Here is a 15,786-nt window from a genome sequence, read left to right as displayed (position 1 = left end):
CATTAATAAAATATAGACGTAATTTTCGATTAATGAATAAGAGAATCATCCTAGTGGCTGCATTTTTTGGTGCACTAGCTGTTATTTTAGGCGCTTTTGGTGCGCATGGTTTAGAAGGTAAGATTAGTGAACAACATATCGAAACTTGGAAAACTGCCAATCAGTACCATTTTTACCATACTTTGGCTTTGTTGTTTCTGTCCACTTTTTCGCGGGCAAAAACTGCATCTATCCGTGTCTCATTTATAGCCTTTATAATTGGATTGCTTTTCTTTTCAGGTTCTTTATATCTGTTAAGTGTGCGCGAAATTACAGGTTTTGGAAATCCAGCTATTCTTGGCCCAATAACACCGCTGGGTGGAGTCGCCTTTATAGTAGGTTGGGCAGCACTTTTCGTTGCCGCATTAAAGAATAAGTCATAATTTAACGGTTTTATTACCGTAAGATGAGCCCTCGGAGAAATTAACGTTTTTTCGAGGGCTTATTTTTTAGTAATTTTACATGATACTTGAAATGAATATGCCAGAGCCTCAAAACTTATTTTTTATAGACCGAGCAACTGTTTTTGTTGATGTTATTTTGCCTTTAGCATTAGCGAATACCTATACTTACCGAATTCCAGTTGAATGGAATGATAAGATCCAGGTAGGTGTTCGTGTTATGGTTCAATTTGGAAAGAATAAAATCTATTCTGCTATTGTAAAACAAATAACGAAAGAGGCGCCAAAGCATTATGAAGCAAAGTATATTTTAGACATCATTGATGAAAAACCTATCGTAGATGGTGCACAACTACAGTTGTGGGACTGGATATCTGATTATTATATGTGTTCATTGGGAGAGGTTATGCAAGCTGCTTTACCCTCTGCTTTGAAATTGGCAAGTGAAACTAAGATCGCCTCGGCTATTTCAGAAGATTTCGACCGTTCGACTTTGACTGATAAAGAGTATCTGATCATTGAAGCACTTGAGGTGGCCGGTGAATTAAAAGTAAATGATATCGTTAAGCTATTGAGTCAAAAGTCTGTTTTCCCCATATTGAAAGCGATGTTTGATAAGGGAATAATATTGATTTCTGAAGAGATTACTGAACGATATAAACCAAAGACTAAAGTTTTTTTCTCTTTTGCTCCGGAATTTCGGGATGAAGATGGTAAACGGAACTTATTAGATGCCTTAAATCGAGCTCCAAAGCAGCAGGATGCCGTATTGGGTTTCATGCAATTGTTGAAAAAAGGAGTGGATGTTACCCGACAGATGATAATGGAAGCATCGGGATGTGGTTCGGGCGCCATTACAGCATTAGTTGATAAAGGCGTATTTCAGGTTAAAGAGAAAGTCGTCAGCCGTTTTCAAGGAGAAGATCTCGAATTGGAGGCCAATTTTGAATTTAATGATAATCAAAAACGTGTTTTTGACGAAATTCATCAGTGCTTTGAAACTAAAGATGTCACCTTATTGCATGGTGTGACAGCATCGGGGAAAACACAACTCTATATCAGATTGATTGAGGAAGCATTGGCAAGAGGTCATTCAGCCCTATATTTACTGCCTGAAATAGCTTTAACATCACAGATTACCGCACGTCTCAAATTGCATTTTGGCGATAAACTTGGTGTATATCATTCGAAATTTAATGATAACGAACGTGCTGAGGTATGGCATAAGGTAATGAAAAACGAATTTAAGGTTATCGTAGGCGCCCGTTCTTCCGTGTTTTTACCTTTTCAAGATCTGGGAATTATTATTGTCGATGAAGAGCATGAGAGTTCTTACAAACAATATGATCCCGCACCGCGCTATCATGCTCGTGATACAGCGATATATTTGGGGTATATTCATCAGACTAAAGTATTACTAGGTTCTGCAACACCATCTATTGAAAGTTTCTATAATGCAAAATCCAAGAAATATGGTTTTGTACAGCTTTTAGAACGTTTTGGTCAAGCACAATTGCCAGAAATCCATATTGTCGATATACCGCAAGAAGGAAGAAAGGAAAATATGTTTTCATACTTCTCGGGTACTTTATTAAAAGCTATAGAAGGAGCATTGGAACGTAAGGAACAAGTGATTCTATTTCAGAATCGACGTGGACATACCACCATAATTCAATGTAACACCTGTGGTTTTGTAGCTAAATGTGTGAACTGTGATGTCAGTATGACTTACCATAAGAGTTCAAACATGATGCATTGCCATTACTGTGGCCACGTGGAACCTCCAATTAAAATCTGCCCCGCATGTGGTATGCCACATATTGAAAGTAAAGGTTTTGGAACCGAGCGTGTAGAGGAAGAACTGGAATTACTGATGCCTAATGTCCGAATAGGACGTTTGGATCTAGATTCTACAAAAGGGAAAAATGGTTTTGATAAAATTATAGGTGCTTTTGATGAACATGAATTTGATATTCTGATCGGTACACAAATGGTTGCAAAAGGACTGGATTTTGGAAAGGTCAGCTTAATCGGTATCATCAATGCAGATACCATGATTAATTTTCCTGATTTTAGAGCCTATGAAAGAGCTTTTTCACTTTTCTTGCAGGTCGCAGGACGTGCAGGAAGAAGAGAGGCAGGAGGACAGGTTATCATTCAGACTTACACACCAAAACACCGTGTGTTAGAACAGGTTGTTGCGCATGATTATCAAGCCATGTTTGATACAGAGATCATTGAACGTAAAAATTTTGCATATCCGCCGTTCTACCGTGTGATCAGAATCGATATTAAGCATATGGATATCCAGAAATGTTATGACGGAGCTAAAAAATTTGCGTCAGGTCTGCGCCAGCAATTAGGTTCACGGGTTCTTGGACCAGAAACCCCTTTAGTAGGAAGAGTACGTAATTATTTTATTCAGACGATCACATTGAAAATTGAACGCAATAACATCAGTATTGTTAAAGTAAAAGATCTGATTAAGATGGTGAAGAATGATTTTATTGCAGATAAAGCAAACACGGGTTCACGCATTGTGATCGATGTAGATCCTTATTAGAGGAATCGGTAGATGAAATTAGCCAAAAATTATTCTTTTCAAATGAAATAGCTTGCAGGCTAATTGATTAGTTATGAAAAAGTTCTTGTAGTGGTAATTGTTAAATAACAATAGTATTTTTGAGTCATAATGGCGTATAAATTTGTAGATAATTATAGAGAAAAAGGTGCTCGTAAGCAATTGGTGCAGCTGCTGAAGACAAGAGGTATTAGTGACCAGAATGTGCTGAATGCCATTGCTAAAGTACCACGTCATTTTTTCTTTGATGAAACCTTTTGGAATCAAGCATATAAAGATATCGCATTTCCAATCGGCGATGGACAAACGATATCTCAACCGTATACTGTTGCTTATCAATCGGAACTGCTGCATGTTAAAAAAGGAGATAAGGTTTTAGAAATAGGAACAGGTTCGGGATATCAAACTTGTATACTGCTGGAGCTAGGCGCTCAGGTTTATACCATAGAACGACAAGAAAATTTATATAATAGAACCATACAGGTATTGCCATATATGGGATATAAACCCCATTTTTTCTGTGGGGACGGTTCTAAAGGAATTGAACAGCATGCACCATATGATAAGATTATCGTAACTGCGGGTGCTCCATTTGTACCCGAGATTATGCTGAAGCAGTTAAAAATAGGGGGTATATTTGTAATACCGGTAGGTGATGAGAAAGAACAAAAAATGGTCACAATCATTCGGGTTGGTGAGAATGATTTTGATAGCATTGAATTAGATACATTTAGATTTGTCCCTTTGGTTGGGGATCAAGCTTGGTAATAACCAGGCTTTTTTTTAGCGATTTGGATTATGATCCCTTCTTACTATTAAATGTTCAGAGAAATGACGAATATAGGGCTGATGATAAAGAATAGCACTGTGATCTAAATGCATCAAATTAGTGAGGAAGTTTTACTGCGTACATCTAATAACTAATGATACATCAAACTGCTAGTAAAGAAGATGTGAATGCCTTAAATAATTAATAAAAAGTAAACAAAATGAGTGTAACGTGCCTATAATGCCGTTGAAAATGGATACTCATAAATAATTATATATAGATGGAAGCGAGCATGAGCATATGTACTGCTTTTGGGGAGGAGTATGCTTATGCTCGCTTCATTACCGTTAAACAACAAATTATACTTCAATGAAAGATAAAATGATGGATTTATATCTTAGCAATAAGGAACAGATTGAACAGGAAGTGAAAAAGCTCGACAGAGTGATCAATAAGAATAGTTTTTATCGCCTCGGTGTTATTATTTTTGGTGGGGCAGCGCTATTCTATTCATTTCAGCTTGAAAATCTTGTTCTTGTATTGATTTTATTTTTTGCACTGATATTTCTTTTTGCTTTTTTGGTTAATAGACAAAGTAAATTAGAAAAAATAAGTGATTACCAGAAAGCGTTATTAGCGGTCAATGTCAATGAGCTAACGCTAGCAAATACAGGAGTCAATATCTACGATAACGGTATGCATCTGGAAGATGGTAAGCATCCTTACAGCTCCGATCTGGACATTGTAGGAAATCATTCGCTATTTGAGTTATTAAACCGCTCAACTACAAAACTGAGTATAGCGGTATTAGGTAGTTGGTTACTTAATGATGCAAAGCGTGGCGAGATTGTGAAACGTCAGGAAGCTGCAGCTGAAATAGCTAGTGATATGCGTTGGAGTCAGGATTTTCAAGCAAAGCTTTTATCAAATCTGAATCAGAAGCTAGATGTAAAGTCTTTTTTAGCAACCTATTTTGAGTCCGGAGATTTTACATTCGGAAGCGCAATTATGCGGATCTATGTTAAGCTTGCCCCTTTTATATTTATAGGATCGGTCGTTTTAGCCGTTTTTGTTCCATCTGTGGCATACCTCCCAGTCATCATAGGATTGATCCATATCCTTTGGTCAATGTTCAACGGTGGCAAAATTTCTTTTTTTTCCAGTCGGATCGATAAAGTAGGAAATCTGCTGGATTCATATGCCGCAAGTATGGAACTGGTCGAAAATAGGGCTTGGACAGCGAACCGTAACCAGGAATTACAGGAAAAATTAAAAATAGAGGGGTCATCAGATTCGGTTTCCCATGCGTTCAAGAAATTGGGTAAGCTGATCAGTAATCTGGATGCCCGAAACAACATGATGGTCGGGACAATTTTAAATCTGATATTTTTATGGGATTTTAAGCAGGTATTGGCCATTGTAGACTGGAAAGCTAAGTATCAAGCTAATATTTTGGAAGCTTTTGATACTTTAGCTGAAGTAGAGGCTTTGGTGAGTTTAGGTACTTGGAAGCGAAATCATGCTGAATGGACTACCCCAATTATTCTTGACCATCTGGAGACACCCATAGAAGCTGTCGATTTGGCGCATCCCTTGATTGCATCTGATAAATCTATTGCCAATACCTATACAAATGCTGACCATGAAATCGCTTTGGTGACAGGATCTAATATGGCTGGAAAGAGTACATTTCTGCGTACTGTCGGTATAAATGCTGTTTTGGCTTATGCGGGAGCAGTAGTGCCAGCAAGATCTTTCAAAATTCCGATGTTTCATTTGATATCTTATATGCGCATTAAGGATAATCTGAATGAAAGTACGTCAACTTTTAAAGCAGAATTGGACCGGATGAAATTTATTTTAGAAACTGTAGCGGAACGCAACGATAGTTTCTTTTTAATCGATGAGATGTTAAGAGGAACTAATTCTGTTGATAAATATTTAGGCTCTAGAGCTATTATCAAAAAATTGATTACAGAAAAAGGAAAGGGAATGGTTGCAACGCATGATCTGCAATTATCAACGTTAGCCGACGAATATCCACAGGTTGTAAAGAATTACCACTTTGATATACAGGTGATCCAAGGAGAAATGCTATTTGATTATAAACTGAAAATAGGAGAGTGTAAAATATTTAATGCTTCAATGTTGTTAAAAGGTATTGGAGTCGACGTAGAACAAGGAAGAAATTAAACAAAAATGACATTACAAGAAAGAATTGAACAGTCGAGAACACATCATTTTATAACTGTTTTTCCGTTTACAACAAATCACCACGCAACATTATTTGGTGGTAAAGCCATGGCGATCATGGACGAGGTAACTTTTATGTGTGCAACACGGTTCTGTAGAAAAGCACTCGTAACTGTTTCCTCAGATAAGATTGATTTTGAAAAAGCAATCCCTGCAGGAAGTATGATTGAAGCTATTGCGGAAGTAATACATGTAGGAAGGACTAGCTTAAAGGTAAAAGTGGAAATCTTCTTAGAAGATATGTACAAAGATGGAAGAGAATTAGCGGTGAAGGGTGTTTTCTCATTTGTTGCCTTAGATGATAATAAAAAGCCGATACCAGTTTTACAGGGACTGGAAATCGAAGATTAGTATATCGGATATCCTAAATTGCGTATGGAATAACAAGTCTTGTTATTCCATACGTTTTATAGGAGATAGGTCGTTTAGCTCTTCCTCAGTAAATAGCCTATAGTGTACTTTGAAAGTTTTCCCCAAAGAAGACTCTAAAGAAAATCCCCCCGGGCCAAACCCATCAAGTACATCAAGTGTGAAATGTGAAAATTTCCAATATTCAAATAAATCCCGATCGATCCAAAATTCATAACCTTCAGCAAGCCCGATCATAGCATCATTCATTCTGGGATAGTATCCCCCTTTTTCAAAACATTGAGGCTGTGTGCCCTCGCAACACCCTCCAGCCTGATAGAACATCAGATCTCCGTGTTGAGCTACTAATTCACGAATCAGTTCTTTGGCTTTTTCAGTAACTGCTAAACGCTCTGTCATCATATATTGCTTTTATATCAGTATCATAAGAAATTAAAAAATGGGATTATATCGATAACCCCATTTTTTAATATTGTGTTTTGCTGATTAGAAAAATCCAAGTTTCTCTTTGCTATAAGAAATCAGCATATTTTTTGTTTGACGGTAATGGTCGAGCATCATTTTATGATTCTCACGTCCGATACCCGATTGCTTATAACCACCAAAAGGAGCGCCTGCAGGATAAGAGTGATATTGGTTGACCCATACACGTCCAGCCTGGATAGCGCGCGGGATTTGGTATAATTGATGAGCATCTCGTGTCCATACACCAGCTCCCAGCCCATAAATGGTATCATTAGCAATTTCTAAAGCCTCTTTTTCATCTTTAAATGTAGTTACTGCTAATACCGGGCCGAATATTTCCTCTTGGAAAATACGCATTTTGTTATGACCCTTAAATAAAGTTGGTTTGATATAATAACCATCTTCTAAGCCATCACCCAAATGGTTCTCATCGCCACCAGTTAATACTTCTGCCCCCTCTTCTTTACCCAATTTTATATAGGACATGATTTTATCCTTTTGGATTTTTGAAGCCTGTGCACCCATCATAGTCTCAGGGTCCAAAGGATCACCAACTTTAATTTGATTCACACGGTCTATTACTTTAGCAATAAAGCGTTCGTAAATATCCTCCTGAATCAATAAACGCGATGGACAAGTGCAAATTTCACCTTGATTTAATGCAAACAGAACAGCTCCCTCAATTGCTTTGTCTAAAAATGCATCGTCGTGGTCCATGACAGAACTGAAGAAAACATTTGGAGATTTACCGCCCAATTCCAATGTTACAGGAATGATATTTTCAGTTGCATACTGCATTACCATACGACCTGTTGCGGTAGAACCTGTAAATGCAGCTTTAGAAACTTTAGGGTTTGTTACTAATGCGCGACCTAATTCACCACCAAAACCATTCACGATGTTAACAACACCAGCAGGAAGTAAATCACCGATTATTTCCATTAAAACAAGAATTGATGTGGGGGTACTTTCCGCAGGTTTTAGAACCACACAGTTACCTGCAGCTAATGCAGGAGCTAATTTCCATACAGCCATCAGAATAGGGAAGTTCCAAGGGATAATCTGCGCGATCACACCAATAGGTTCATGCACAATAAGAGACACCGTATTTTGATCCAATTCACTTAGCGAACCTTCTTCAGCACGGATAACACTTGCAAAATAACGGAAGTGATCAATGGCTAAAGGAATATCGGCATTTAATGTTTCGCGAACAGCTTTTCCGTTGTCAACAGTTTCCACTGTGGCAATATATTCTAAATTCTGTTCGATGCGGTCTGCTATTTTATTTAAAATGATGCTTCTTTCGGTTGCTGAAGTCTTTCCCCAAGTTTCAAATGCTTTCGATGCAGTATCAACAGCGAGTTCTAAATCTTCTTTTGTGGAATGTGCGACTTGTGTAAATACTTTTCCATCTAAGGGAGAAATATTGTCAAAATATTTACCTAATGTAGGTGGAACAAATTCTCCACCAATGTAATTTCCATAACGTTCTTTAAACGATGGTCTTTGAATTGCTGCCATAATATTTATTTTTATAATGTTATACAAATTGTTGAATACCAAATTTAACGAAAACGATTGTTCTCGTATAGCATTATAGTTTCAAACGATAGCACAATAGGAGCAACGTTATCAACAAATATTTCTATTAATCAAGCTAATACTATTGGATATTTAAGACAATTTGTCTAAGTTTGATTACCAGCCAATTATAATAAAAGATAGGGATATGATAAATAACAGGCTTGTAAATACATTACCATTTTCGTCGCGTCATGAACTTTCTACTTTGGTAGAAAATAGGAGAGCTTTTACGTTAGAAAATTTGGAGCTTAATGTCTTTGAAACATACAAGGCGTCAGAAAAAGTAGCGTTACAGTTTGATGATCTGGTTATGATCAATATGATTCAGGGTAAAAAAGTGATGCATTTGCAACAGGTGGATTCCTTTGATTATTTACCTGGTCAGACCATGGTTTTGCCAGCTTATAGTAAGATGCAGATCGATTTTCCCGAAGCGACCTTTACCGACCCTACGCAATGTACGGCGCTGACCATAAGTAAAAGTAAGATAGACGGTGTGATCAACCGTTTAAATGAGTGCTATCCCAAAGAACAACATTTAGCAGATTGGAAATTAGATATGAATTTATTCCATCTCTATAATACACCCGAATTGACAGATTTAATTAATAAATTATTTCAGACCATTACAGGGGATAATGTGTTGAAAGATGCATTAGCAGATTTAGCATTTAATGAATTAGTTATTCGTCTCCTACAGACGCAGTCACTATTATCACTTGATATTGCCAAGACAAAAACGAACACGGTATTACAGCATATTCGTAACTATATACATGCCAACCTTTCAGAATCCATTACTGTGGAAATTTTGGAAAAACAGGCAAATATGAGTAAATCAAGTCTATTTCGCCTTTTTAAGAATGAGTTGGGAATAACGCCTATCGAATATATCATACGAACGCGTATGCAACAGGCAAAGAGCTTATTACGAAAAACAAAAAGTGTTAAAGAGACGTGCTTTAGTTTGGGGTTTAATGATGTAAACTACTTCGTCCGTCTCTTTAAAAGCAGGGTGGGGGTGACACCCGGTGCTTATATAATAGGAGAATAAAATTTTATTTTTTCATCATCCTATCAAGCTCTCTTTTGCCCTCTCTTTCCTTAATTGTATCACGCTTGTCAAAGTCTTTTTTACCTTGTGCTAAGGCAATTTCGACTTTTGCAAATCCTCTGGCACTGATGAAAATACGTAAAGGAACGATTGTAAAGCCTTTCTCTTCACCTTTCACGCGTAATTTTTTTAATTCTTTTTTTGTTAAAAGCAACTGGCGATCTCGTTTTGCTTCATGATTGTAAAAAGATCCATGCGAATACTCGGCAATATGCATGTTCCGCAAATAAAGTCCATCATGGAAAAAGTTGCAGAAACTGTCGTTGATATTTGCTTTCCCTTCCCTAATTGATTTAATTTCAGTGCCTAGTAAACGTATTCCTGCAACATACCTGTCCAGAAGGTTGTATTCAAATGAAGCTCTTTTATTTTTTATATTGATATCTGATGATATTGCCATAATTTCTTAATATATTTATTCCTATTCCATTTCCAATACAAACCAGATTAAGTTTGTTAAATGTAATCACATAGGAAAGCAAATATAAATATTATAATGGTGTTTTTTTAGCATTGTTATTTTTGGATTTTAATTTAAGTGTTAAATTAAAATTATTTTTACGATATTTATATGTGAAAAATATGACTAACATTAAGTGAAAGTCAGCTTTTGTTTTCGTATGTTTGCATCGTTTTTGATTTAATACTGTTTTTCGTGCAGTATTATGAAGTCATTTTGTGTTAATCTATTTGGAAGTAGGAATTGAAAGTGTTGATGATGAAGCTATTATTTTGGTAATCATTACAATCAAAAACAATTATAAAATTTAAGAAATACCTTTTAATCGCATGAGTAAAGGAAAATTAGGCGAGAGAATATCGCAATTTAAAATCGTTAATGAATTAAAAGCTAAGGGCTTATACGCTTATTTTAGACCGATTCAGTCGAGACAGGATACCGAAGTGAAAATTGATGGCAAGCGTGTTTTGATGTTTGGTTCTAATTCTTATTTAGGGTTAACGACGGATGAACGTATTATCAAAGCTTCTCAAGACGCATTAGCAAAATATGGAACCGGTTGTGCTGGATCTCGTTTTTTAAATGGTACTTTAGATATTCATGTGGAGCTTGAAGAGAAATTGTCGGCTTATGTGGGGAAAGAGTCTACTATTTTATTCAGTACAGGTTTTCAATCAAACTTGGGCCCATTATCATGTCTTACTGGTCGCAATGATTATATCTTATTGGATGAACGTGATCATGCTTCTATCATTGATGGAAGTAGATTATCTTTTTCTAAAGTAATCAAGTATGCACACAATGATATGAATGATCTGCGTGCAAAAATTGCTAGATTACCAGAAGAAAGTGGTAAATTGATTGCAACGGATGGTATCTTCAGTATGGAGGGAGATATTGTTAATTTGCCTGAATTGATAAAGATTGCAGATGAATTTGATGCAACTGTTATGGTTGATGATGCACATAGTTTAGGTGTAATCGGAGAAAAAGGTGCAGGTACTGCCTCTCACTTTGGACTAACCGACAGTGCCGACTTAATTATGGGTACTTTCAGTAAATCATTTGCCTCTCTAGGTGGCTTTGTATCAGGCGATGCTGATGTTATCGATTACTTGAAACACTCTGCGCGGTCAGTTATGTTCAGTGCAAGTATGACACCAGCTTCTGTCGCTTCGACATTGAAAGCTTTGGAGATTATACAAACCGAACCTCAGCATATTGAGAAATTATGGTCAAATACAAATTATGCTAAAAAATTACTTTTAGAAAGTGGATTTGATTTAGGTGCTACAGAAAGCCCTATATTACCGATCTTTATTAGAAATAACGAGAAAACATTCTGGGTAACCAAAATGCTTCAAGACGATGGGGTTTTTGTTAATCCAGTAGTTTCACCTGCTGTTCCTGCAGAAGAATCATTGATTCGTTTCTCTTTAATGGCAACACATAGCTTTGATCAAATTGATGAAGCTATTGAGAAGATGGTAAAAGTCTTCAAATTAGCAGATGTTGAATCTTTAATCTAAGTGTCTATTATGATACAGGTTATTCCCGTTGAAACAAAGAAACAGAAACGGTTATATATAGATTTTCCGCATAGTTTATATGCGGAAAATCCTTATTATGTACCAGAGCTATATCTTGCTCAGTATGATTTGCTTACTCCTGGTAAGCATCCTTTCTACAAACATTCCTCCACACAATTATTTTTAGCATACAAAGATCAAAAACTGGTCGGTCGTATCGCCGCAATTTGGAATGTTAATCATAATGCATTCAATCAAGTGCAGGAAGGGCAATGGGGATTTTTTGATTGTATTAACGATCAAGAGGTTGCAAATGCTTTGTTTCAAGCAGCAAAGGATTGGGTGAAAGCTAAAGGTGGAACTAATATTGTTGGTCCAATTAATTTAACGACTAATGATACTTGTGGTTTATTGATCGAAGGATTTGATAGCCCACCTGTAGCGATGATGCCTTATAATTTTCCTTATTATCCAGAATTAGTTACTCAAGCAGGTTTTCAAAAAAAAGTTGATTTGCGTGCCTACCTAGTGATGGAAAATAAAGCAAGTAAACGATCTGTGCTGTTGTTGGAGAAACTGGAAGAACGATTAAACCGTTCGGGAATTAAGATTCGTCAAATGAACTTGAAGGATTTTAAAAATGAAACCGAGCGAATTAGGGAGATCTATAATAAAGCTTGGGATAAAAACTTAGGTTTTGTGCCTTTTACGGAAGATGAATTTAACTACGCTGCAAAGGAAATGAAAATGATCGTTGATCCTCGATATGCTTTATTGGCTGAAAAGGATGGGAAGGTCATTGGATTCGCTTTAGGAATTCCGGATATCAATCAGATTCTAATTAAAATCAAACGTGGTAGACTATTGCCGACTGGGATTTTTAAATTGCTCTTTGGATTGAAAAAGGTGAACCTAATTCGAGTTTTGATGCTTGGCGTATTGGATGAGTATCGTAAATTAGGAATAGAAGCCTGCCTTTATGGTAGGATAATTAAAAACTCTGGCGATGGGTTTACCGTCAAAGGAGCAGAATGCTCGTGGATGCTTGATACTAATTATATGATGAATCACGCCATCGAGCAAATCAATGGAGAATTATACAAACGCTATCGTTTGTATGAGCAAGCGCTATGAGAAAAAAAATCCTAATCACAGGCGCAAGTGGTTTTGTCGGTTATCATCTCGTTCAAGCTGCCCTTGAGGCAGGTTTGGAGGTGCATGCAGCTGTTCGGAAAACCAGTGATGTCAGTGAAATAAAGTCTTTTGTTGATCAATTTGTTTATCCTGATTTTAAAGATAAGGATTCATTATTGAAACTGCTGGAGCAAGAGCAATATGCCTATATTGTTCATGGAGCAGCTATGACTAGAGCGAAGAATGAGCAGGATCTTGTTGATGTTAATGTCGGTTATACTGAAGTTTTAGCAGATGCGGTATTTCAGGCTAATATTCCTCTTGAACGTTTTGTTTTTATCAGTAGTTTGGCAGCTATTGGCCCGGTGGCCTATGATGCACCAGCTATCAATGAACAAAACGAGTATCATCCTGTGACTGCTTATGGTCGAAGTAAGGTGTTAGCAGAACGCATGCTTGAAAAATATGCAGCTAATAAGCTTTCCATTATTCGCCCCACCGCCGTGTATGGTCCCAAAGAGAAAGATCTTTTTGTTTTATTTAAAACATTAAATGCTGGATTTGATGCCTATATCGGGAAATCGCCACAAAAATTAACGTTTGTCTTTGTGAAAGATCTGACAGATGCTATTTTAAATGCTTGTTTTCTCGATAATGGAGATAAAAAATCTTACAATATTACAGACGGCCAAGTTTATGGTCGTTATGAAATGGCGACAATTTTCAAGAAATACACTTCAAAATCATTATATAGATTTCATCTTCCATTTAGTCTTGTGAAAGGTGTTGCTCAGGTTATGGAGCGGGCTTATAAAAATTCCAGCACCATACCGGTATTGTATCCGGAAAGATTAAATGAATTGACAGCAGCCAGTTGGGCATGTGACATCAGTTCGTCAAAAGAAAATATTCAATATAGACCGCGTTATGATTTGGATGCTGGACTGAAGGTTACAATTCAGTGGTACCGTGATCATAATTGGTTATAATAAAAAGAGAGATGAGTGGTCAAAAAATAAATAAAAAACTTTTTCAAGATAGAAAAAGAACAAATATATTGAGTAATCCGGAACAGAAATTTATTTCATATTTAGTTCCACGTATTCCAAATTGGATTTCGTCCGATGGTTTGACAGCGATCGGTCTATTTGGATCCGTCATGATTATGGCAAGTTTTATCTTGGCCCAATATTGTGACATTAATTATCTACTGCTAGGTATTCTAGGCTTTTTTATTCAATGGTTCGGAGACTCTCTTGATGGCCGTATTGCTTTTTATAGAAATAAATCGCGTAAATGGTATGGATTTTCACTGGATATTGTAATGGATTGGATCAGTACGGTACTGATTGGTCTGGGGTATGTATTTTATGCAAAAGGTAATTTTGAATTAACAGGTTTTGTATTGGTAGCTTTGTATGGCTGGGCCATGATTCTTTCTTTGTTGCGTTATAAGGTAACAGATAAGTATACAATAGATGCAGGAATTGTTGGGCCTACAGAAATCAGGGTCATTATATGTCTTGTTTTACTTATAGAAGTATTTTTTGTAGGTGCAATTCATTACTTAGTGATGGGTATCTGTGCTATTCTTTTTGTTATAAATTCTATTGATACTAAAAAGTTATTAGATTTAGGCGATATCAGAGATGCTGAAGAGAAGAAAACTAAAGAGTCAGAAAATTTATAAGATATGAACCCAAAAATCAAAGAGTTCTTTAAGGCGCAGTTATCTGCTTTTGTAGGCGGTCTTTCCGATTTTGGTATTTATACTTTTTGTTATAAAGTGCTGAGTTTTTCTCCAGCATTCTCAAATGTAATCAGTGGCTCTTTAGGAGCCATTGTTAATTTCGTTATTAACCGTTATTGGTCTTTCAATAATACTGCTGCCCCGTTGGGCCAGCAGCTCGGTAAATTTGTAGTTGTAGTTGCAGGAAGTATTTTATTAAAGTCGGGTGGTATTTATTTATTGGATGATATATGGCACTTACACCCATTAGTCTCCAAAGTAATAGTGGAGATTATTGTTTCCTTGGGATTTAATTATACACTTCAGCGATTTTGGGTTTTTAAAAAGTAGAAATCGGCTTTTGAAATATTTATGGAATAAGATTATTAAGGTCATCTCAACGGAGATGACTTTTTTATTTTTAGGCCTTTTCCTTAATAAAATGAATCAGAGCTTCTTTGCGTATATTTTGATTTTTACTTCAGTTTTATTTTTCCTTAATATTACGATGCTCATCGTAAGGACGCGATAGCTTTCATTTATTTAAAGAGATTTCAAGGTGTGATTGCTTCATGGAGCAGCATTGTTTTGACAAGATGATAGGACCACGTTAAAGTAATTAGTAACGTCATAAATCACACTGTACTTAAGTAAATCAAAAGAAACCTACTATTGTTAGCAGGGTGATACCATGTTATAAACAACTGGGTACCTTGTTCGCATATAAGAGAGGTATAACAGGGGGATAAGAGGGGGATTTTATAGGGGGTTTATAGGGATATATCCCTATAAACCCCCTATAAAATCCCAATAATATCTATATAAATCCTGGCTTAAATAATAATCAGGTCCCTGTCAGTTCCTGATCAGGTTATAATATGCCTTATTCTGGAGTATCTGTACGGAGGGTAATAGTAATAGTAACGATGATCCTGCTGTACCGATACTCCGAGAAGATATAATTTCTGCGGAACCATTTCCTAAAAGCATACTGTATCCATAAAAGACGGCCCAGGACGAACAGTCCGCCCGCATACCCTTTTTACAGTTCAAAGCCAGGATCGCCCGTTTCTGAGCTCCCGAAACAGCGAACATCTAAATTTATCGGTCAGGTTATAAGCCTTTTACCGGTTCACGGCAAACTATTTCCGGAAAAGATTAGGAAGTGATTATAAAAAGGTGCTATCTTTGCACCACTCCGCAAGGGAGGAACGGCTGATCCGAAAGGGGAGGCACTGAAAAAAGAAGGGTTTAATTCAGGTTAAACGCAGAAACAGCAGGAAAACAAAAAAATAAATTTTCACATTTATTTTGGATATACCAAAAAGATTTCTACCTTTGCAGTCCCAACGGAAA

General features: G+C 36.6%; 14 protein-coding genes. 11 read left to right on the top strand and 3 right to left on the bottom strand.

Translation table 11 applies throughout. From position 1 onward, the window contains the following. Positions 1–32 precede the first annotated feature (32 nt). From HCX49_RS14780 to HCX49_RS14760, 5 genes are all read left to right on the top strand, one after another. Positions 33–422: a DUF423 domain-containing protein gene (locus HCX49_RS14780; RefSeq protein ID WP_021190553.1), complete on the top strand. Its 390-nt coding sequence runs from the start codon at positions 33–35 to the stop codon at positions 420–422. 79 nt (positions 423–501) lie between these two features. Then, positions 502–3,003 (top strand): primosomal protein N', encoded by a 2,502-nt coding sequence (priA, locus tag HCX49_RS14775; RefSeq protein WP_237682818.1) that lies wholly within the window; start codon positions 502–504, stop codon positions 3,001–3,003. Positions 3,004–3,132: 129 nt separating this feature from the next. Beyond that, positions 3,133–3,789, top strand: a complete 657-nt coding sequence (locus HCX49_RS14770; protein WP_168127532.1) for a protein-L-isoaspartate(D-aspartate) O-methyltransferase — start codon at positions 3,133–3,135, stop codon at positions 3,787–3,789. A gap of 370 nt (positions 3,790–4,159) precedes the next feature. Then, a complete protein-coding gene (locus HCX49_RS14765) occupies positions 4,160–5,983 on the top strand; it encodes a MutS-related protein (protein ID WP_168127531.1) in 1,824 nt (607 codons plus the stop codon). 6 nt (positions 5,984–5,989) lie between these two features. Then, on the top strand, positions 5,990–6,394 hold the full coding sequence (locus HCX49_RS14760; RefSeq protein WP_132769000.1) for an acyl-CoA thioesterase: 405 nt from the start codon (positions 5,990–5,992) through the stop codon (positions 6,392–6,394). A 42-nt stretch (positions 6,395–6,436) separates the two neighbouring features. Here HCX49_RS14760 and HCX49_RS14755 read toward each other — a convergent pair whose 3' ends face one another. Beyond that, positions 6,437–6,814, bottom strand: coding sequence for a DUF779 domain-containing protein (locus HCX49_RS14755; protein WP_021190548.1), 378 nt, complete (start codon positions 6,812–6,814; stop codon positions 6,437–6,439). A gap of 84 nt (positions 6,815–6,898) precedes the next feature. Continuing rightward, positions 6,899–8,401, bottom strand: coding sequence for an aldehyde dehydrogenase family protein (locus tag HCX49_RS14750; RefSeq protein ID WP_168127530.1), 1,503 nt, complete (start codon positions 8,399–8,401; stop codon positions 6,899–6,901). 208 nt (positions 8,402–8,609) lie between these two features. On the opposite strand from HCX49_RS14750, the gene HCX49_RS14745 reads away from it, so the two are divergent. After that, a complete protein-coding gene (locus tag HCX49_RS14745; RefSeq protein WP_168127529.1) occupies positions 8,610–9,518 on the top strand; it encodes a helix-turn-helix domain-containing protein in 909 nt (302 codons plus the stop codon). Between the two features lie 4 nt (positions 9,519–9,522). On the opposite strand, the gene smpB is transcribed toward HCX49_RS14745, so the two are convergent. Then, positions 9,523–9,978, bottom strand: coding sequence for an SsrA-binding protein SmpB (gene smpB / locus HCX49_RS14740; protein WP_132768994.1), 456 nt, complete (start codon positions 9,976–9,978; stop codon positions 9,523–9,525). A 389-nt stretch (positions 9,979–10,367) separates the two neighbouring features. On the opposite strand from smpB, the gene spt reads away from it, so the two are divergent. From spt to HCX49_RS14715, 5 genes are read left to right on the top strand one after another with little or no spacing between them, the layout of a single operon-like run. Further along, positions 10,368–11,567 (top strand): serine palmitoyltransferase, encoded by a 1,200-nt coding sequence (gene spt, locus HCX49_RS14735; RefSeq protein WP_021190543.1) that lies wholly within the window; start codon positions 10,368–10,370, stop codon positions 11,565–11,567. Between the two features lie 9 nt (positions 11,568–11,576). Continuing rightward, positions 11,577–12,701: a hypothetical protein gene (locus tag HCX49_RS14730; RefSeq protein WP_168127528.1), complete on the top strand. Its 1,125-nt coding sequence runs from the start codon at positions 11,577–11,579 to the stop codon at positions 12,699–12,701. Beyond that, on the top strand, positions 12,698–13,690 hold the full coding sequence (locus tag HCX49_RS14725) for an NAD-dependent epimerase/dehydratase family protein (RefSeq protein ID WP_168127527.1): 993 nt from the start codon (positions 12,698–12,700) through the stop codon (positions 13,688–13,690). The genes HCX49_RS14730 and HCX49_RS14725 overlap by 4 nt, the downstream gene beginning before the upstream one ends. Positions 13,691–13,701: 11 nt before the next feature. Then, on the top strand, positions 13,702–14,391 hold the full coding sequence (locus HCX49_RS14720; protein WP_132768988.1) for a CDP-alcohol phosphatidyltransferase family protein: 690 nt from the start codon (positions 13,702–13,704) through the stop codon (positions 14,389–14,391). 3 nt (positions 14,392–14,394) lie between these two features. Next, positions 14,395–14,781 carry a GtrA family protein gene (locus HCX49_RS14715; protein ID WP_021190541.1) on the top strand — a complete coding sequence of 129 codons (387 nt, stop codon included), beginning with the start codon at positions 14,395–14,397 and terminating at the stop codon, positions 14,779–14,781. The last annotated feature ends 1,005 nt before the right edge of the window (positions 14,782–15,786 follow it).

The organism is Sphingobacterium sp. B16(2022) (assembly GCF_012030425.1).
Taxonomy (GTDB): domain Bacteria; phylum Bacteroidota; class Bacteroidia; order Sphingobacteriales; family Sphingobacteriaceae; genus Sphingobacterium; species Sphingobacterium anhuiense.
The sequence above is the reverse complement of the archived record's forward strand: the minus strand, read 5'-3'. Positions and strand labels throughout refer to the sequence as shown.